18 protein-coding genes and 1 pseudogene are annotated in these 19,010 nt (G+C 25.0%); 4 read left to right on the top strand and 15 right to left on the bottom strand.

The window, feature by feature from the left end:
• Positions 1-40: 40 nt before the first annotated feature.
• The gene (locus GOQ27_RS14445; RefSeq protein WP_252187858.1) at positions 41-1,198 is read right to left on the bottom strand and encodes a DUF3798 domain-containing protein; all 1,158 of its coding nucleotides are present in this window, start codon (positions 1,196-1,198) and stop codon (positions 41-43) included.
• Positions 1,199-1,451: 253 nt separating this feature from the next.
• Here GOQ27_RS14445 and GOQ27_RS14440 point away from each other — a divergent pair, with 253 nt between their 5' ends.
• The gene (locus GOQ27_RS14440; protein ID WP_203367588.1) at positions 1,452-1,661 is read left to right on the top strand and encodes a hypothetical protein; all 210 of its coding nucleotides are present in this window, start codon (positions 1,452-1,454) and stop codon (positions 1,659-1,661) included.
• 103 nt (positions 1,662-1,764) lie between these two features.
• Here the strand turns inward: GOQ27_RS14440 and GOQ27_RS14435 are convergent, their stop codons facing one another.
• The 9 genes and pseudogenes from GOQ27_RS14435 to GOQ27_RS14395 form a co-directional block, all read right to left on the bottom strand.
• A complete protein-coding gene (locus GOQ27_RS14435) occupies positions 1,765-1,953 on the bottom strand; it encodes a hypothetical protein (protein ID WP_203367587.1) in 189 nt (62 codons plus the stop codon).
• 12 nt (positions 1,954-1,965) lie between these two features.
• Complete coding sequence (locus GOQ27_RS14430; protein ID WP_203367586.1) at positions 1,966-2,172, bottom strand: hypothetical protein; 207 nt, start codon at positions 2,170-2,172, stop codon at positions 1,966-1,968.
• A 130-nt stretch (positions 2,173-2,302) separates the two neighbouring features.
• Positions 2,303-2,848, bottom strand: coding sequence for a hypothetical protein (locus GOQ27_RS14425; RefSeq protein WP_203367585.1), 546 nt, complete (start codon positions 2,846-2,848; stop codon positions 2,303-2,305).
• 177 nt (positions 2,849-3,025) lie between these two features.
• Positions 3,026-3,130: pseudogene (locus GOQ27_RS14420) on the bottom strand (YebC/PmpR family DNA-binding transcriptional regulator); the annotation flags it as partial.
• A 253-nt stretch (positions 3,131-3,383) separates the two neighbouring features.
• Positions 3,384-3,938, bottom strand: coding sequence for a hypothetical protein (locus GOQ27_RS14415; RefSeq protein ID WP_203367584.1), 555 nt, complete (start codon positions 3,936-3,938; stop codon positions 3,384-3,386).
• Between the two features lie 168 nt (positions 3,939-4,106).
• On the bottom strand, positions 4,107-5,180 hold the full coding sequence (locus GOQ27_RS14410; RefSeq protein WP_203367583.1) for a hypothetical protein: 1,074 nt from the start codon (positions 5,178-5,180) through the stop codon (positions 4,107-4,109).
• A gap of 77 nt (positions 5,181-5,257) precedes the next feature.
• Positions 5,258-6,583, bottom strand: coding sequence for a KAP family P-loop NTPase fold protein (locus tag GOQ27_RS14405; protein WP_203367582.1), 1,326 nt, complete (start codon positions 6,581-6,583; stop codon positions 5,258-5,260).
• A gap of 239 nt (positions 6,584-6,822) precedes the next feature.
• On the bottom strand, positions 6,823-7,509 hold the full coding sequence (locus GOQ27_RS14400; protein WP_203367581.1) for a hypothetical protein: 687 nt from the start codon (positions 7,507-7,509) through the stop codon (positions 6,823-6,825).
• A 10-nt stretch (positions 7,510-7,519) separates the two neighbouring features.
• Positions 7,520-8,149: a heavy metal-binding domain-containing protein gene (locus GOQ27_RS14395; RefSeq protein ID WP_203367580.1), complete on the bottom strand. Its 630-nt coding sequence runs from the start codon at positions 8,147-8,149 to the stop codon at positions 7,520-7,522.
• Between the two features lie 455 nt (positions 8,150-8,604).
• On the opposite strand from GOQ27_RS14395, the gene GOQ27_RS14390 reads away from it, so the two are divergent.
• The 3 genes from GOQ27_RS14390 (at position 8,605) to GOQ27_RS14380 (ending at position 9,705) form a co-directional block, all read left to right on the top strand.
• On the top strand, positions 8,605-8,787 hold the full coding sequence (locus GOQ27_RS14390) for a hypothetical protein (RefSeq protein ID WP_203367579.1): 183 nt from the start codon (positions 8,605-8,607) through the stop codon (positions 8,785-8,787).
• Between the two features lie 210 nt (positions 8,788-8,997).
• The gene (locus tag GOQ27_RS14385; RefSeq protein ID WP_203367578.1) at positions 8,998-9,264 is read left to right on the top strand and encodes a hypothetical protein; all 267 of its coding nucleotides are present in this window, start codon (positions 8,998-9,000) and stop codon (positions 9,262-9,264) included.
• A 216-nt stretch (positions 9,265-9,480) separates the two neighbouring features.
• On the top strand, positions 9,481-9,705 hold the full coding sequence (locus tag GOQ27_RS14380; RefSeq protein ID WP_203367577.1) for a hypothetical protein: 225 nt from the start codon (positions 9,481-9,483) through the stop codon (positions 9,703-9,705).
• Positions 9,706-9,825: 120 nt separating this feature from the next.
• Here the strand turns inward: GOQ27_RS14380 and GOQ27_RS14375 are convergent, their stop codons facing one another.
• The 5 genes from GOQ27_RS14375 to GOQ27_RS14355 form a co-directional block, all read right to left on the bottom strand.
• A complete protein-coding gene (locus GOQ27_RS14375) occupies positions 9,826-10,017 on the bottom strand; it encodes a site-specific integrase (protein WP_203367576.1) in 192 nt (63 codons plus the stop codon).
• A 159-nt stretch (positions 10,018-10,176) separates the two neighbouring features.
• Positions 10,177-12,945: a tetratricopeptide repeat protein gene (locus GOQ27_RS14370; RefSeq protein WP_203367575.1), complete on the bottom strand. Its 2,769-nt coding sequence runs from the start codon at positions 12,943-12,945 to the stop codon at positions 10,177-10,179.
• A gap of 78 nt (positions 12,946-13,023) precedes the next feature.
• A complete protein-coding gene (locus tag GOQ27_RS14365; RefSeq protein WP_203367574.1) occupies positions 13,024-13,950 on the bottom strand; it encodes an HNH endonuclease signature motif containing protein in 927 nt (308 codons plus the stop codon).
• A gap of 532 nt (positions 13,951-14,482) precedes the next feature.
• A complete protein-coding gene (locus GOQ27_RS14360) occupies positions 14,483-15,052 on the bottom strand; it encodes a tyrosine-type recombinase/integrase (RefSeq protein WP_203367573.1) in 570 nt (189 codons plus the stop codon).
• Between the two features lie 874 nt (positions 15,053-15,926).
• Positions 15,927-18,827, bottom strand: coding sequence for a hypothetical protein (locus GOQ27_RS14355; protein ID WP_203367572.1), 2,901 nt, complete (start codon positions 18,825-18,827; stop codon positions 15,927-15,929).
• Positions 18,828-19,010 lie beyond the last annotated feature (183 nt).

Genomic DNA, 19,010 nt, shown 5'->3' with positions numbered 1-19,010 from the left:
TAAGGCTATCTGACCAGATAGCCTTATATTTGATTAACTATTAAAAATCAATAAAATCAGATAAAATCATTAAATAGTTATCATAAGTCTTCTCTGTATTTTCATCTGTATAAGGAACTATAGTCATATCTATTTCCATTCCTGCATTCTCTTTTACATATTCATTAAATTTCTCTGTTACTTTATCTACGTCTAATTTACCATCAGTGTCACCCTCTATATATGCTTTTGCATATTCTGCTCCAGCTTCAACAAACATCATATTCATAGGTACTGGCCAAGTAGAGAATCTTCCCTTTCCGCCACCTTCTTCAATTTTTCCACTGATTTCATCTATAATAAAATTAATATCACCTTTTTTATCTTCAGGAATTTCTATTCCTAAAGCTCCTGGATATCCGTGGAATGGAGATGGACAACATTGTTGTGGTAAAATAGCTCCTTCAGTTAATGCTGATTTAATTAAAGGTTCTTGCATAGAGCAATTTGTAGCAAATAGAGCAGTATTTTCACCATACTCTGATATCTTTCTAGGAACATCTTCTAATATAAACTGTTGTGCTCCAGATACTCCAGCATCTCCTGTTGGGTCTGGTGCAGTTGCATCTACAAACTCTAAACCTAATTCTTCACAAGTCTCTTTAAATAAATCTCTTCTTGCAGCTAATAATGCATATGACATATGTCTAGGGAATGAATAATGAACAAATGTTTCTGCTCCTTGCTTCTTAGCCTGTTCTATAACAGCTGTACCCATTCCTAATTCATCCATTTGGAATACTACATCTGCTTTTGAAGCGATCATATTTGGATCTTCACCAGCAGTTCCTACTACAAACAGGATATCTTCTCTCATTTCCTTAACCTTATCTATAGCAGCAGATGTTCCAGGAATACCTTGAACAATTACTATAGCTTTAACCTTAGGATCAGATGCCATACTAACTATGTTAGCAATAGTAGTTTCTTGCTCTTTCATAAATTGATCAGGATAAGTTTGGATAATAACTCTATCTTCTCCATACTTCTCTAATACTCTTTCAGCAGCTCTATATTCTTCTTCATTCTGAGATACAGTACCAGTCATAATACCTATTTTCCAATCTCCTTTGGGTTTATCACTAGCTGAGTCCCCTCCACAAGCAGCTAAACTTAGTACCATTACTAAAATCAATGTTAAACTTAATAGCTTCTTCATCAAAAATTCCCCCTCATTTAATACTATTTTTCAAAGCTTAAGTTTCGAAACTATTCCTCCTTTCTCATTTTAAATACTATGACTTGTCTTTAAAATTAAATTTATTATTTTTATATGTATATTCTTGTACAAAAAAATAATTCCTAAAACTTTAATAAATAATGAAGTATACAGAATATTAAAAATATTTAAAAGCTAATTCACTGGATTTTGTAATATAATATAAATATAGAGATAAAAGGATCGTGATATTATGAAAATAAGTAGAAAAGAAAGGAAAAAATTAAGAGAAAAATATCCAAAACAGGTCATAAAAAGAGCCCTAAAAGCATCTAGTTCAGAAAAGGATCTAAAAACCAATCTTGAAATGTTCTTAGAGTCCTACAAAAGAACATCAGAATTAAATTATAATCCTTACTCTGGCACTCAAGTGAACGATACTAAAGGGCCTTGTCATCAATAATAAAAACAGGACCTGAATCAGGTCCTGTTTTTGATTAATCAATTTTTTTAAAGTACTCTTTTATATGAAAATATATAACACTAAAAAATAATTAAATCTTTCTTCATCGATTACTCCTTTTATTTTTTATATATCTTATTATTATAATGATATAAGTAAATAATAGTAGAATAAAAGAAATAAGATGACTAATTTTATATGTTTCATAGATCATTAATGTAACAGCAATATAAATCCAAATAATTAATTGAATAAAAACTACTATTAAATTTACTTTTTTATCATCTATCATATGTAAGACCCCCTAGAATAATTCTAATATAATTTCAAATAGAAGTTTTAAAGGATTTTTTGACTTATAAAATATCCCAAGTCCTATCAATATTACTCCTAAAGTAGTTAAAAACCAACCCAAAATACCATTAAACATATAAAAATTAAATTCAATAATAAGAGTGATTATTCCTAAACCTATTAGTATAATATTAATATTATTTTTTATCCCTTTCATTAATTAACCTTCTTTCATTATAAATTCCATACTACATTCCAATTATAAAATCCTGATATGACTTTTCATCAGCAAAATAGTTATTAATAATACTGTAATCAGATTCTTATTCATTTCCATCCCCCATAATTTACATAAATTGAACTAAAGCTAAAAATCCAATTCCTAATAATAAATCTACAATCCCTGCTGTAGGAAATAATTTCAAGTTTACTTCTTTAATTTGATTTGATAGCTCTTTTAATAATTCTTTATAGAAATCTAAGTGTCTTATCTCTTTTAAATTAATTTGTAATGAATTAAGAGGTTTGCGGTAAAATATAACCTCATTATTATAACCTTTTAATACTAATTCATCTTTATTAACCACATATGATATGTTTTTCTCCTCTAAAATACTCATAAGAATTGATGAGAAAGTTTCACCATTTACATTATACATGGTATAGACTCCTCTCTGTCCTAGAAATATTAAAGCAAATATTAGTATGAAAATAGATATTATAAATATTCCACCATCAATTTCAATAAATCGCGAGATGATAATTGCTAAGAAAAAAAAGTTTTGAATTATTGCTTCATACTTGCTTCTCACCATAAACTTTTTACCACTAATAACAATAAGTCCATAAATAATATAGAAAATCCCAAAAAGTATAAAAATCACCTTATCCATTATTTTCCTCCCCACTTTATAAAATTTCAAATAAATTTTCCTATAAATAAAAACATCTGAATTGTCAGATATTTTTATTTATGTTAATCATACCATATATTAACAGTTTTTACTTTCAAAAATTAAAAACACCTCTAAAATCTATAGATTTTAGAGGTGTTTTATTATGCTATATAATTATTCTTCTTCCATATCCTCAGGCATGTCCCAGTTATGATAAACTTCTTGAACATCGTCATTATCTTCTAATGCATCTATAAGTTTTTCCATAGTTTTGATGTCTTTAAATGTCATGATTACAACATTTAAAAGGTATAGATTGAAAATATCATTGATATAAAATTTCTCTATTTTTTTATTATGTATATCGTAGTTCAACTAAGATTTTAAATTTTCATAAAAACCGTAGTTCAGATATAGTGAATTTTTCAGTATATCATAGTCTAATTATAACAGTTTTTATATTATAATAAAAATAAAAATTTCAAAAGTAAATCTAGCTTAATGGATATATTTAGTAATTATATTAGTTAAATCACTCTACTTCTCTCACAGTTACAAAAAATGTTTTACATTCTCTTTCTATATTTTGTTGTTTATTCTCTTTTGCTTTTTTTCTCCTCACTAAGACACAATGCAATTTTATGAGTAATGATACAAACAATATTACCCATGAAGTATTAATAATTATCTGAATTGCTAATTGATGGTTAGAAGGTTCAATTACTGTTTGAAAAATCCATTCATTAATATACCCGATAACCATTGCACTGTTTATAAATATAATTCCCGAAATAATGTCCACATGAGCTAATTGTTTCTCTTTTTTATTTCCGTTAAGACTTTTAAGTAGAGTATAATTTATATCATCCTCTTTAGAACTTTCAAATAATGTTCCATCTATTACTACTAAAGGAAGTATAACGGTAATCATCAAGGATGCTATCTCAAAAAATAATCTTAATATATTTTCTCTAGTAACACGAAGAAAGAAAATAGGAATTATTATAAATAATATTGATATAAATATTGTCTTGATACATAATATTATATATTTACTCACCATGAGAGTAACTTGATTTTTTGACATACTTAACCCACCTTTTAATTAATTTTAAAAATAATTTATTGTTATCAATATTCTTTTCTTGAATATGTTATAAATAAGAAACAAATATTTATTTATTTTTAAAACCACTAATATGCTAGTAATTATAAGTTTAAAGGATAGTATAATGATATATAAAATGCTTTATTATTACACTATATCTTCTCCATACCATAAATCAGTAATATCTAAATCACATTCTCTAGGATTTGCTAAATGATGATTAACCTCAAATGTACAACAATAGCATTTTGCTTCATATGTATACCTAAAATGTTCTATCATCTGCCCTTCTTCATCTATGTTCAATTCTTCATCTTCATAAATTGTTAATGTTCTTTGTCCACAAACAGGACATTTAATAATTTTAGAAACATTCTGAGACTGCTCTTCATAATTCAGCATCTCAGTTGTTCTTCTAATAACTTGGTCATCGAAAATTTTAAAACTAGAGTTAAGCGGATTTTCATATGATGCACGACCTATTTCTTTTAAATATGCTACTTTATCCATATTATAATCCACTTCCTCAAAAACATTAATTATTTCATCTATTACATCAATGCCTAAAAAGTTATTTTTATACTTCCATACATTTCCTAGTTTTTCTCCTTCATTTAATTCTAAGATTTTTTTTATTATAGGTAAAAGATACTTACCAATAAATATATCTAGTGATTTATACTTTAATATAAAGCTCCCACGATGCACTATTCTATTTCTAAAATTATTTAATTTAATTAATGCATCTACATTTTTTCTTTCAATTAAAAAATCTATCCTTCCATCAGAGTAGATTGATTTACTTTTAACTAAATCTACCAGCATTCTTAACGATTTAGAAAATTCAATAGTAAATATTTTATTATATTCTTCTGGACTAATCTCTTGTTTTTTTATCAATTTATGAAGAATTAGTGGGTCTCTAACAAAATCAATTACTAATAATTCATCTTCATTTCTTAAGTACTCCTTAATTATAAGTTCAAAAAAATGATGTAAGTATACTATAACTTTAGAGTATTCTTCATAATAATTATATGTAAATAAATTAACACCTTCAGAGTTAAATTTTAAAGCTCCTATACGATATTTTATAGAAGAATATGTTGTGAAATATGATTTCAAAGCAATCCTTAGAGATAATATTGCTAAATCTGACATCCTTTCGTTCTCATCTATGTGTAGTAATATGGTATCTTTTTCCAATTCATCCAAATCCATCTTTTACCCTCCTAAATAGTAGTTTAGTTAAAGTTTCTTTTTTATAATTAAATGTTCTTACTCTATCTCCATAAATACTATATAAAAAAATTGTCTAGAAAATCTAATTGATTAATTACAATACACTTATTATTTTCCCATAATCGATTTAAGTTATATTCACCATAAATTGAATCAAATTTCAAATTAAAATCTTCATATTTGGATTCAGCGTTACTTTTTAAGTTCCTATTTAAGAAAGCTGATAATGTATCAATCATTATTAATCGTAATTGATTATTAAAATATTTATCCAATTTAATATCATTTATATTGATTTCATTTATAAGTGATGAAGTTTTATAATTTTTTAAAACTATTTTATTATACAATAAAGGTTTTTTTAACTTTATTGATATTAAAAAAGAATATACAATCCCCATTACAGCTGAATAGGCGTCTGAATATTCTTTACCATCCTTATGAAAAATTGTAGATGGTAATATGATTTTTAAATAATAAAATAATTTGTCAATATCTCTTAAGCTATAATCCATTAAGTCAATCATCTTTTTAAGATATACCCAAAACCAATTATCTCTATTAAGTTTATATGTATTAATCATCATTTCAACATAATTTCTTTTATCTGGAATCGGTAAACTGTAATCCAAATCTATAAATCTTCTTAGATATCCTAGTGAGTCCATATCTTGTCCATATAAAGTAGAAATAGAACAAGAAAGTTGTTGCTTATCTAAAGAAATAATAAAAAAGTAATTATCAATATCAAATAAATGTTTTATCTTCTCTAGTGTTTCTATAGCAAAAGAAGGTCTACATCTATCTAGCTCATCAATGAAAAAAATTATTTTCTTATTTTGCTCTTTTTGAAATTCTATTAAAGTTTTTTTAAATTCACTTTTTGCGTTTTTACTTTGCTTAAACTTACTATATTCTACTTCTCCTAATTTACCAGCCAAATCTACAAATTCACTTTCATTGAACTCACCTAATTTAACATCTTTAACATCCAAAATTCCATTAGTTAGTAATCTTAGTCCAATTGGCACAGTTTTCTTAATAAGTTGAGCACCATATTTTTTAATGTTATCAATTTTATCATTTTTCCCATTATACTGTTCTTCTAATTGATAAATTATGGCTAATAATGGGTCATCACTATCATCATTTTCCCAAGCATTAAAATATATTGTTTTATAGTCCTCTATGGATGCTAAATATTCTTTCCACATTTTTATAAATGTTGTTTTACCGGTTCCCCAAGGAGCATCTATTCCAACAACTAAATTCCCATCCATATTATTAAAAATTTTAGTAAAGTTTTCAGCGATTGGTTTCCTGTTTAATATATCATTTTTAAAAGGTTCTTCTCTTGGAATTTGGATATCGTTGTCCTTCATATTTATTCCCCCACCCCTTCTTATAAGTAGAATCTTATGATTTCATCAAATATTCACTTATAATAGCTTTTAGTAGTTATTCTGCATTACTATTAATTTCCTTGTTTTTATATTAAATTATATATTGTCCTGTAGGTATTTATCAATATCACCAAATTAAAAATACTGGTAATTACCAGTATTTTTAATTTACTTCTTTTTATATCGAAACTTACTTTTAATTCTTGTTATCTTATGTTCTATTTTATTTTTTTATTTTTAATATTTACATAATTCCCATAGATATCATTTAACTGTATTTTTAATAAGTTGTTATAAAAAGTAATTACTTTGTTTATTTCAGTATTATTTTTATTTACAAGTTCTAGTGCAAATTGATACTCTTTTTTCTTCTCTTTTTTATATTCCTCATCAATTTTAACCTCTTTTTCTATATCCTTTTTTAATTCAATAACATTATTTAATATTATAAACTTAATATTGCATATATTTTTAAAAATATGTTGACCTTTTGAAATTACTTCATTCAAATCATGTTTATATTTTAAAAGTAGAATTTCATTAGTATCTACATAATTATTAAAAATTTCTAACTTTCTTCTAAATCTACGATTTAAAGTATCAATTTCTTCATTCAAATCAGAGTTTCTTTTAAATCTTTCTTGTAAAATATTATTATCATTATCCTCAGAATAAGATTTTTCATAATATATAACCATATTCATATGATAAAGATATATTCTATTATTTAGCTTTTCAAGTATGTTTATAAGTTCTTCTATATATTTTTTAGTTTCTATATAACGTTCTTGTTGTAACTCAAATATTACTTTTTTCTTTTGTATAGCAAGATTACTCCACCATGTTATAAAACCACCTATCAAAACTCCACCAATTCCAGAAAGTAAATTTGATAATATATTCACCCTATCCCACCTAATTAATTTTATTTAATAGTATTTTTTTCTTTTCTATATATTCTTCCTCCGTTAATACTTCTTTTTGTTTTAAATTAAATAATTTCTCTATTTCATTTAAAACATCTAATTTCTCATGAATTATGTCTTCTGCTATAACTGGTGTTCCTGAAATAGAGAACATAATCATATTATTCTGTGTAATTAAATATTCAACTTCAGTTCCCACTATTGCATTTGCCCCTAATTTATATGTCTTATATTTTATTAATTTCAAAACATCTTCTTTTATTGTTTTAAATTTACTACTATATGCACCTTGACCTCCTATAATATCATTAATAGATGCACTAAACTCACTTAAAATTCCAGTTCCTATCATTGACTCTTCTGTAAGCATATTAAAATATTTGACTATTCTTCTATTTTGAAGTATCTGAGTGGTAGTAACTAATATAGAATTTATTTTTTCTTCTTTATCAGAGGAGCTTAAACTTATGTCTTCTATTTCTGCTAATTCTTCTATTTCATTCTCATCTAATTCAACTTTAAAATCTTTATTTATATTACCATCTTTTCCTGTGCCACAATTCCAACAAATATCAAATTCATCTTGATGTTTTTCTCCACATTTTTTACAGTTCCACATATTATTCCCTCACAGTCACAATATTTTTAACACATAAAATATATAACTTATTATCACATAAATTTATAAAAAGAGATAAATTATTCATGATTGTACTTAAGATTTATTAATCAATTAGAGTTCAATTTAAATAAATATTCTACATTTTCCATTATAATCCTTCATATTTCTAAAAATTAAATAAAATGAAACTGAATTTATTGCCCAGTGATATACGTACTAATTCAAATAAGATAGTAAAAGATACCTATTTTACTGTAAACTACCCCCCTTCTATTATTTCTATAATCTATTTAAACTTATTTGTTTATTTATCAATACTTTCAACTTCCGAGAATTATTTGAAAACACTAATGAATTTTTCAGTTGTTTTCAATTTGTTTGCATTTATTAATCATTGACATTGGAATTAACTAGTTATAAACTATCTATATAATAGTTACTGGAGGTGAATTATGAGGAAACAAATGGCATTTTATATGACACAAAAATCATCTAAGCAACTTGATGAAATTCAGAAAATTTTCGAAGAAAAAGAAGGTAAAGTCACTAAAGCATATATTCTTAATCAATCAATTAATAAATATTATGACTACATTATAGACTTTTATAACTTAGATAAAAAGTCAGAAGAATAAATATCATTATATACATAAAGTAGTAAACCTAAAACAAATGTTTTAGGTTTTCTTTTTTTATAGAGTATTGACTTTTATATATTTATTATATATAATTTAAGTAGTTAATAGCTAGTTTATGGCTATTTATTTTATAAGGAGATAAGTAAATGACTAAAATTAAAAACTGGAAGAAATTAAAAAAAACAAAAAAGGAGGAATATAAAAAATATGAGAAGTCAAAATGACATTATAAAAACTTTAAAGCAACAACCAATAGAAGATGTTAGAAAAAAATATTATGAAAGTAAAACTAAGCTTTTATCTCGAGATGTTCAAAAATTATATCATTTAACAAAAGGGTTTAATCTTGCTCTGTATGATATGGCTAAAGAATTTTTTGATGAAAATATTGTAAATAATGGAAAAGGTTTAAATGATAATCAAAGAGGTCTTAACTTCCTTGGATATCAGCGACTTATAGCCATGACCTTATAAGAGATGCAATAGTAAAAAATATAAAAGAATTTGATAAGCTTTCCCCCTAAGGATAGCAATGAGACAAATCGTAAACTAAATTCAAATCAATTTGTAAAGCATTAAATAAAAAACAAGAAACACTTTTAACTACAACTGTAAAGAGTAAAGTTATTGAGCAAAAATGTAGTAAAATATATACACAATTTTATAAGAAATATGAGGAGTGTCTAGAAAATGGGTCAATTAGCAATCAGGATACAACAATTGACTGATGAGCTCAACAGAATAGTAAAATATATTGATAAAAAAGATGACGATGATGATAATGAAATGCTTTTCAGAGCTATTTTTATCCTAGAAGATATTAGAAAATTTATTATGGGGAACCCAGTAGTAAGATATGATGTAAAAAACAACCAACCTTTTTTACTTTTTCCAGATGGAAGAAAAGAATATTAATAATAATTTTATTGTATGATAAAGTTTTCAATATTATAAAAAAGAGCATGAAAACCTTGTTTTATCTTAGCTTCATGCTTTAAATTATTATACCTATCCGTATAATAAGTATATTAATTGTTACATTATATAAATACTCTCACTTGCTTTGTCTATCTCTTCTTGATGCGCTCTGATATATCTTTGTTTTGTTGCTATGCTATAATGATTTAATAGTTCCTTTACAAGCTCAATATTATTCTCATTATGTTGATAAATAAATAAAACATACATTTTTCTAAAACTATGAGTAGATATATTTGATAGCTCCAAATAGACTACTAATCCTTTAATAAATAAATTCTATAAAAATATACCAACTCATCTAAATTATGTATTCTTAATCATAATAATCTATGTTTTAAAAGTTACAAATAAGAAAAAGCTAGGATTTCTCCTAGCTTAATTGAGTTACATATCTACATAATAAAATTATTTTTCTATATTAAATTCACTTTTCCAATTTATTAATTTCTCCTCCCAAATGCTTAATGTTTTCATATTTCTTTGCATCCTAATAGCTTCTTTTAAGGTGTTAGTACATTCTTCATCATTCATCATAAATTCAGTATTTGCTTTATCATGTAGAAAGGCACTTTGAAAGTACCCACTTACTTTCTTTTCTTTGCCTTTTTCTATTGCTTGATTAATATAGTTTAGTGCTTCTTCATAATTCTTTAATCCTCTTTCAACTTTACACATGTTTTGCAAGTAAAATGGTTGTGATTTATCATCAAAAACCTCTGAATACTCCTTAGCCAATTCATATTCTTCTGCTTTAATATATAAGTCCATTAATAATTTCCTATCATAATCTTTATTAATATCACTTCTAAGAAAAAATTTTTCGCTAATTTTAAATATTTCTTTCATTTTTTCATTTTTCTCTTCTTCTTTAGTTATAATCTGATTATATTTAATCATATTATAATACGATGAAAAAATTTCTGCATAAGACTTACATATAGTTTTATTTTCATTTATGTATTGAGGATATGGCAAATTTTCACACAAGATATTGAATTGTTCTGGAAAATTATATGACAAGTCTCTAGCAAATTTATTAATTATTCTATATGGTTGGTCAAATTCTGAATGTAAAGATATTAATAAAATTTTAATAAATTTATTAATATCTTTATAGATATATTTATACTTTATGTCTGAACATACCTTTTGATGTAACAAATCATAAAATGACAATACTATTGTAATTGGGACATTTGAAGTATTATCACTTCCCAAAACAATATTAAAATAATCAATACTTTCATCTAATTCCTTTTTAGATACATATATTCTTGCTAATTGTAACATAGATTGATAATATTCATTATTCATATCAAGAGTCTTTAGTAAGTAGTTCTTAGCTTCAGTTAAATAATTAATCCATTTATATATTTTACCAATATGATGAAAAACTAAAACTTTTGTTTCTAAATCTAATTCTTTTGTTTGTTCAATATTTACAAGTTTATTTATATACTCTTTAGCTTTGAGTTCATATTCTTCTTTACTTTCTTTTTTAGTTAATAATAAGTCTAATTCGCATTTTTCAATGTATATTGCAATATCATAATAATTATTCAAGTCTAAGTTCACTGTCTCAATTTTACTTATTATTTCTTTAGCTTCTGAAAAGTAATCTTTAGACATTATGATTGCATATAGTAAAATCTTTTTATCTATTTTAATATTTTTATTATTATACTTATTATATATCAAATTATTATGTGTCCATATAAAAGTATAATAATTTATATCTTTAATTATATTCTTTTCCTTTAAAAAGCTAACTAGCTTTTTGTCAAAACTATCTTCAAATTTGTTTTCATCAATTAATGCATTTATTGAGTCCATTACCAATTGATGTACTGTAAAGTATTCATTATTATCGTTAATTATATTTCTCTTAGTTAGATTGCGAACTTTAATAGAACTTAGTAAATATTTGATAAATTCTACATGTATCTTAGTAGAGTTTAAGTAGTTAAGAGAAGATAGTTCTTTTTGATAGTTATCCAAATATCTCCCTATTAATCGGGTACATATTTTCATATTGTTTTCATCATCAATACTATGTATATCATCAATATCACTAGAAATATCGTCCCAATTAAAATCATCATTATTAATTCCATTTTTTATTAGATTTAATACTAATGGGTAACCATTTACTTTATTAATAATCTTTTCTAACTGATTTTTGATAGGATTTGGATAGCATTCATTTAATATTCGTTTCGAAATACTTTTATTAACACCATCTAATTTATAAACTTCACTCTCATGTAAATCTTTTTGCAATGAGGTAATAATTAGTTTAGATTTATTTTTATTTATTTTTTTAAACTGCTTTTTTATATTAGTTACATTATTGTTTAAGTTATCAATAATTACTAAAACACTGTATTTTTCAATAAAGTATTCAATATTAACTTTTTGACCATAATTATCTAATCTAATACTACTAAAATTAATAATATTATTATTTTGCAAATCACTACTTATCCATAAAATAGCATCAAATGAGTTTTTTAACTCACTGGCTATTTTAATACTAATCTCTGTCTTACCTACCCCACTTAAACCATATATTTGAATTAAATCAACTTTTTCCAATTGATTTATTATCTCTTGTTCTTCTTCTCTTGAATAATAGTGGTTTTTATATCCTGGTAACTTGTTATTATTAGGTAATATTTTGTATATTTCTGATGCAATAGGTGTGTACTTTAGAATATCATCAACTTTATTGTGTGTTAAATTTTCAAATATTACTTCACCAATTCTTTGAGCATCATATACATATATTTTTTTATTTTTAAATCTTTTATCATCCTTAATCTTGCTTTTTAAATTATTAAAATGATTACCAGTACAATACAAATTAGAAAACAAGTATATATTCTCGCATTTTTGTGATTTTTCAATACATTTTAGAGCATCATTAATTGGTTTATCATAATTGGTAAAGTAATCTTTGTCAGTTCCTGCTTGTCCTACTATGCTAAAATCATCCTCATAAAAATCCCTAGTGTAACCAACAGGCTTAGCAAATAAATTGTGTCCCTTATGTATAACTTCGTCTTGAATTATTATATTTAGTATATCTCTGCAAAAATACTCAAATTCTGTTCCGTTTAAAACTTCTAGTTCTTTAACGATACTATTAATAAAATTCCTTTTTAATAACTTCATTTTATTCCTCCTACTTGAATTGAATAACATTTCAGCATTACCCTCTTAATATATTCAAAATATAATAAAATCTTCGTTTTATTTAGTTATAGCAATATAATTGTTTTTATATTCTATTGATTTTACAGATTTAATTTCTATATCTTCGTGCTTTTTCAAATTAGTAAATGCAAAATTATTATAATCTAATTCCGTTACACCATTATAAATAATTCCATTATATCCAATTATATTGCAACAATCTCTAATATAGTTAGTAAATAAGTAACATCTATTTACTAATTTATTTTCAGTATTTTCTACACTAATAAACCCTTCAAACTCATTGAAGATATTGTTAATATTTAATACTTTTAATTCCCTTTCAACTGTAAATTCACCAATATCAATTATATCTCCAACTTGTGGATGTATTTCATAAGGTATGCTATCTTTCAAATCTGAACAATACAAAACTGAAACTCCTACAGAATTATATCTTCCATGCGAAGCTAACCCACTTGGAGGACTCCATAATTGCTTCTTACTATATTGCCTTTCATATTTTTTTCTTTTTCTTCCTCTATACAATTTCATAGAAGGTTGTACAGTTTCGAAATAGTTCTTCTTATAACATTTCTTCAGTAAATTGTATATTTTCTCGCCAATAATATGTTTGTATGCCACCATAGGATTATAATATATATGTTCAATAAAATCCTCAACTTCATTCTCTTTAAACTCTATATCAAATTCATCACCTAATCTATTTAGTCCTTCAGTGTCAATATGAATTTTTTTGTGGCAATTAGGACATACGAGAAGATAATCACCAGTATTATATACATCAGATTTTTCATGAGATTTAACTTGGTGTAATTCTAAAATTTGTTTATTCTTTGGTTGGAATCCGCATATATCACAACCTGATTTTTTTAGTAATAATTTTTCTCTTATATATGGAAGTTCTTTACCTCTTTTTATATTTCTTACTCGCTTTTTTTCACAACTAAATTCGTCAATCATTTCTTCTTCATATTTTTTTCAAATTTATCCTTATCTAATTCATTACTCATCTTAATACCTCACTTTTCATAAAGCTATTTATCTACCTAATAGATTAATTATATTTTCCAAAATTAACTCTTCTGCTTCTATATTTTAAAAAAATTGCTAAACCTTTAGGGTTATGGAATTACTTCCAATCTCTATTATCTCTGAATTTAATAATTTCTAAAATTACTTCTTCTAGACTTTTATTCAACTTATTGTGCATCCTTTCTTAACAAACTAATTATGTGTAAATTATTATACTTGTAAGAAGTTTTAGATTTAATTATATTTCTTTTTTCTTTTATAATTAAATCTATCTAACTTAAAACTTTTTATTATCTAGTTACTAATATATAATACTTCTACAACAATTGTCATATTCCTCCATATTTTTTATTCTTTGAATTTCCTCTGTACCAGATGTACTCCACATTCAACCAAAATAAAAAACACCCATTCTACTGTAAACTACCCCCCCTCAGTAAAATAGGTATCATAATCTCTATTACATTATGCAAATACTCTCACTTGCTTTGTCTATCTCTTCTTGATGTACTCTTATATATCTTTGTGTTGTTGCTATACTAGAATGATTTAATAATTCCTTTACAAGTTCTATATTATTATTATTGTTTTGATATTGAAGTATAGCATACATTTTTCTAAAGCTATGTGTTGATATATTTGACAGTTCCAGATAATCAGTAATAATTCTTAATTGTTTTTGTACAGCTCTAACTCCAAATCTATTAAATAACTTTTGATTAGATTTAATACTATTCTCTATAGCATAATCCTTTATCAATTCTATAATTTGTGGATTAACTTTGCGATTTTGAATTTTAGAGGTTTTCTCTTCTTCCAGAATTAACTTTCCATTTCTAAAATTACTTACTTTTAGACTTAATACATCCCCAATTCTCAAACCTAAGTTAGCTTGTAGTATTAAAGCTAAGAATAATTTTTGATTAGGTCTAAAGTTTTTTGTTTTCCCATCTTCTTGATATGTAAATCCATCTGTAATAAGTTTCATTATTTCTTTATACTCTTGCAAATCTATAGGTCTAGTAATCAATGCTCTATTCCCCTTTCAATGTTCTTTTTCTTTATTATATCACAATAGTTCGTGTTTTGTATCGAAAGAGTTCGTGATATAATTATGATTTTAATTACTGACCTCTTCAATTGAGTTAATTACTCATCTACATTAAATAGTTCGTGTTTTAAGGAAAAGACGAACTTGAATATACTCTAAAACTTCACATGGTAATTTTTTGTAACAGAGTGAAGTTTACTAAGTCTATAATTGTAACAATATCAATTAGCCTAATATACATAATTACTAGAAATAATAAGTCACTTTTATTAACGCAAAAAAATAACACCACCACGGTAACACACGTGGTTTAGTGCTTTTTTATTATTTAATATTAGTTTTATGTTATGATGTTCTAATTTTTTAGAAAAATATTATACTTTAAGTAGTAAAATCATGTTTCTGAAGATATATAAAGGAATATATATTATATGTAGGACAAACGTATATTAGATGAAAATGGCAAAGTGCAAAGTATTATAAAGAGATAGTAGGAAAATATTGTTTTGACTAATTCAAATACATCTAACATAGTTAAATAAAGTGTTACTATAGTTTAAAACACTTACATATAACTAAGATTAGATAACACTTGTATTTATTAAAAATGACTAACTAACACTTGTATTTATTAAAAATGACTAACTAACACTTGTATTTATTAAAAATGACTAACAATAGGAGGTGATATAATAGAATGAAAATGAACACTACAAAAGTGAAAAAGCCACTTTACACTATAGGAACTAGCGTTATAGCAGCTTTAATCACTCATATCATTATCCAATTTGTTCAAACCTCGACTGCATGGACACAACTCTATATAATATTATAAGGTCTAGTCCACCCTATATTAATCATAATAAATATAATGTTTTCCATTTTCCTGGACATGATGAATATCTTTTTCTCTCCATATATCATTGATTAAACTACTTCTCTTTTTCAGTTTACTCCAATAATCTCCTGTTATATCAAGTTCTTCTCTTATCTGCTTAATCTCAGTTTTTTCTCCACTCCAGTTTTTTAGCCATTCACTTAATTTAACTTCCTTGTTATTTGCCCCATTCTTACCTTTTCTTTTAGAAACAAGTAATAATTCATTAACCTCTATCTTATCAATTTTACATCCTGTAAACCTTTGTTCAAGCATTTGTAATAGCATTTTATCAGGATTGAATATATAAGCTGTAACTTCTTCTTCAGAGCTGAAATCTCTTAGTTTTGTTCTGAAAATCTCTTGTTCAAAGTCTGATACAATTTTACAAAACTTATGAAAAGTTATATTAGGAACATTAAATTTATATCCATCTAACTTAACAAGTCCTGTAGTTAGAAATTTTCTTGCTTCTTCATCTTCTATAAATTCAAAGTACTTTTCATGGAGTTTATCAAATCCAAAAACACATAAATATGATGCTATATACTCATCACTTGGATACACATTCCATCCTATATGCACTATTTGATTACAGTCTTGCCATGTATTTTTACCTTTTGTATTGTTAAAGTAAGGTATTATTTCTTTATCATCTTTTATATCAAAAACAATATTATCATATCCTTTAAGTTGCTCTTTAACAATTGGTGAATAATTCATATAGGTAACAGCATATACTTTCCCTTTATCAACTATATCTCTTTTAATCCAATCTGTTACTGCTTTTATCTTCTCTGGTTTTTCTTTTAAAGCATTCTTAGAGAAATTATCATCAATAACCTTAAACTCTAAATGTTCATATTTTTTGTAATCATTAATATCTAGATAATTAAAAATTTCACTGTAGGAGGGGTCACTTTCAGATGTAGCATCAAATATAACTGTATTTATACTATTGTTCCAGTCAAAATTGATATATTCTAATATATTAAAATACCTCCTATTCTTAGTATTACACCATAGACCACCTTTAGTGAGTAATGTTTCAATTGCATTAATTTTATATCTATATCTAAATTTATAATATTTATTCCAATTTATGATGAATTTACTACTAAAAAACTTGTCTTTATCCTCATAAATTATTGCATTTCTATCATCAGAATGTTTATTCATTAGCTCTATAATTTTTTCTTGTGCTTGTACAAGTTCGTCTTTAAGAAGTTTTTTATCACTTTTGATATTCTCATTACTATATGCAGATATTTGATTAATATTTGTAATCATTTCCTCTATAATTCTCATGTCAATGTCATCTGTATTCTCAAGTTTAGGTTTTTCATCAATTAATAATAATTCCCTTTTTCCTTTGCTCTTATCTATTTTTTCCCAATTAACAAATTCTTTCAACTTATTTTCTGATAAATAATTATACAATCTTGCATTACTCATAGCAACTATTGGACTATTTATCTGTTCATAGAATTGTCTAAAGACCTTACATCTTTCAAATTTAGGACAATTAGTTCTTGTACAATTTCGCTCATCATACTTCTTTATATTATTTAAGCATATACTTTCACTCCAACCTTCTAATACATATATCCATGGAGTTAATTTTACTTTTTTATTTCCTCTATCATCATAATATTTATCCTCTTTGTATGCTCCAACATTGTCTTCAATATATTTTTGTAATTGTTTTAAATCTTCTATTCTATCTGTAACTATTACTGCTCCCCATCCATCATCTTTAATTTTAGCTTCATTAATTTTAGTTTCTAGAAAAGTTCTAATAAGTGTTGACTTTCCAAAACCAGCTTTTGCTGGTATTAATACTGGCTTATTATCTTTAAATCCACCACTTAATACTCTAGTACAATCATATGAAAATCTTAATTGCTGAGGTGATATTTTCTTCTTATATGATTGGGTGAAAATATTATTATACTTATTCACAACTTTATTTGCAAAGTCGTTTACTTTATCATCATTATAAATCAAAGCATCAACTTTTAAATTTTGTATCATCTTTTTTTGCATATAAAGTAATTTTTTTCCTGTTGCTGAATACCACACTTTGCTAATAACATCATGAAATATTTCTTTCTCTTTTGAAATAGGTTCTTGTGAATTACTTTCTATATCATCAATATTAATTTTAGGATAATCCATTGTTGTTTCTTCTTCGGTTGCTTCTTGATTATCAACATCCTTATCATTTTTTTTCTTTAATAGTTCAGGATGATTTTTTAAAAATGTACTGGCTTTACAATAGATACTTTCTAAAATTTCAATGTCTTTATCAGTTAAATACCACTTAAGTTCATCTTTAGAGTCCAATGCACCCTTCAGAAAGTTTAAAATAGTATTTGGTTCTATAATTTTATCCTCCATGTTATAACCTTTTTCGCACTCTACTTTAATCATTGATTTTAAAAATTCTAAAGTTCTATCATCAATTTGAGGTGAAGTGAATATTTTAATATCTGGTAACTTAGGAAGTCCACTATTCAACGAGTATATACTTTCACTGAAATAATTATAGAGATAATACATTGTCTTTATTTGTTCAGTACTTTCAAACTTAAATCCTAGTATATCAAACTCAGGTTTCTCATTACTTGTATCCAAAATTACGAATAGAAGTTTATAGATATAATCATAATCTAAGTGATTACTTCTTAATATTTTTTCAACTTCAAAATTTTCTCCAAATTCACATTTTTCATTTAAATCTAGTATAAGTCTTTTATTTAAATCAGATTTTTTCTTAAATTCATTGTAATCAATGGTCTCTTTAAACTTTTTTATAGCTTTTTCATCTACATATTTAAACAATTCATCTATATCCAAGGATTGCTTTGTCTTCATTTAATCACCCCTTTTAATCCCTTTTATTTCTCTCAATAATTTTCAACTGTATATATTACCATTTAATGAATATTGTTTTACTAATTATACCATATTAATTTTAGCTAATTCACTTAACATTTGTTAACTGAGCCATTTATAGAGGTTTTAATCTTGATAAAATCAAGGTTTTAATGTCAAATT

It is taken from the genome of Anaeromonas frigoriresistens (assembly GCF_016820655.1).
GTDB lineage: Bacteria > Bacillota > Clostridia > Tissierellales > SIT17 > Anaeromonas > Anaeromonas frigoriresistens.
Note: the sequence above shows the minus strand (reverse complement) of the source record. Positions and strands in the feature narration are given on the sequence as shown.

Excerpts from the sequence above, each read along its gene's own strand:
- GOQ27_RS14445 (WP_252187858.1), bottom strand. The coding sequence starts at position 1,198 with ATGAAGAAGCTATTAAGTTTAACATTGATTTTAGTAATGGTACTAAGT.
- GOQ27_RS14440 (WP_203367588.1), top strand. The coding sequence starts at position 1,452 with ATGAAAATAAGTAGAAAAGAAAGGAAAAAATTAAGAGAAAAATATCCA.
- GOQ27_RS14435 (WP_203367587.1), bottom strand. The coding sequence starts at position 1,953 with ATGATAGATGATAAAAAAGTAAATTTAATAGTAGTTTTTATTCAATTA.
- GOQ27_RS14430 (WP_203367586.1), bottom strand. The coding sequence starts at position 2,172 with ATGAAAGGGATAAAAAATAATATTAATATTATACTAATAGGTTTAGGA.
- GOQ27_RS14425 (WP_203367585.1), bottom strand. The coding sequence starts at position 2,848 with ATGGATAAGGTGATTTTTATACTTTTTGGGATTTTCTATATTATTTAT.
- GOQ27_RS14415 (WP_203367584.1), bottom strand. The coding sequence starts at position 3,938 with ATGTCAAAAAATCAAGTTACTCTCATGGTGAGTAAATATATAATATTA.
- GOQ27_RS14410 (WP_203367583.1), bottom strand. The coding sequence starts at position 5,180 with ATGGATTTGGATGAATTGGAAAAAGATACCATATTACTACACATAGAT.
- GOQ27_RS14405 (WP_203367582.1), bottom strand. The coding sequence starts at position 6,583 with ATGAAGGACAACGATATCCAAATTCCAAGAGAAGAACCTTTTAAAAAT.
- GOQ27_RS14395 (WP_203367580.1), bottom strand. The coding sequence starts at position 8,149 with ATGTGGAACTGTAAAAAATGTGGAGAAAAACATCAAGATGAATTTGAT.
- GOQ27_RS14390 (WP_203367579.1), top strand. The coding sequence starts at position 8,605 with ATGAGGAAACAAATGGCATTTTATATGACACAAAAATCATCTAAGCAA.
- GOQ27_RS14385 (WP_203367578.1), top strand. The coding sequence starts at position 8,998 with ATGAGAAGTCAAAATGACATTATAAAAACTTTAAAGCAACAACCAATA.
- GOQ27_RS14380 (WP_203367577.1), top strand. The coding sequence starts at position 9,481 with ATGGGTCAATTAGCAATCAGGATACAACAATTGACTGATGAGCTCAAC.
- GOQ27_RS14370 (WP_203367575.1), bottom strand. The coding sequence starts at position 12,945 with ATGAAGTTATTAAAAAGGAATTTTATTAATAGTATCGTTAAAGAACTA.
- GOQ27_RS14365 (WP_203367574.1), bottom strand. The coding sequence starts at position 13,950 with ATGATTGACGAATTTAGTTGTGAAAAAAAGCGAGTAAGAAATATAAAA.
- GOQ27_RS14355 (WP_203367572.1), bottom strand. The coding sequence starts at position 18,827 with ATGAAGACAAAGCAATCCTTGGATATAGATGAATTGTTTAAATATGTA.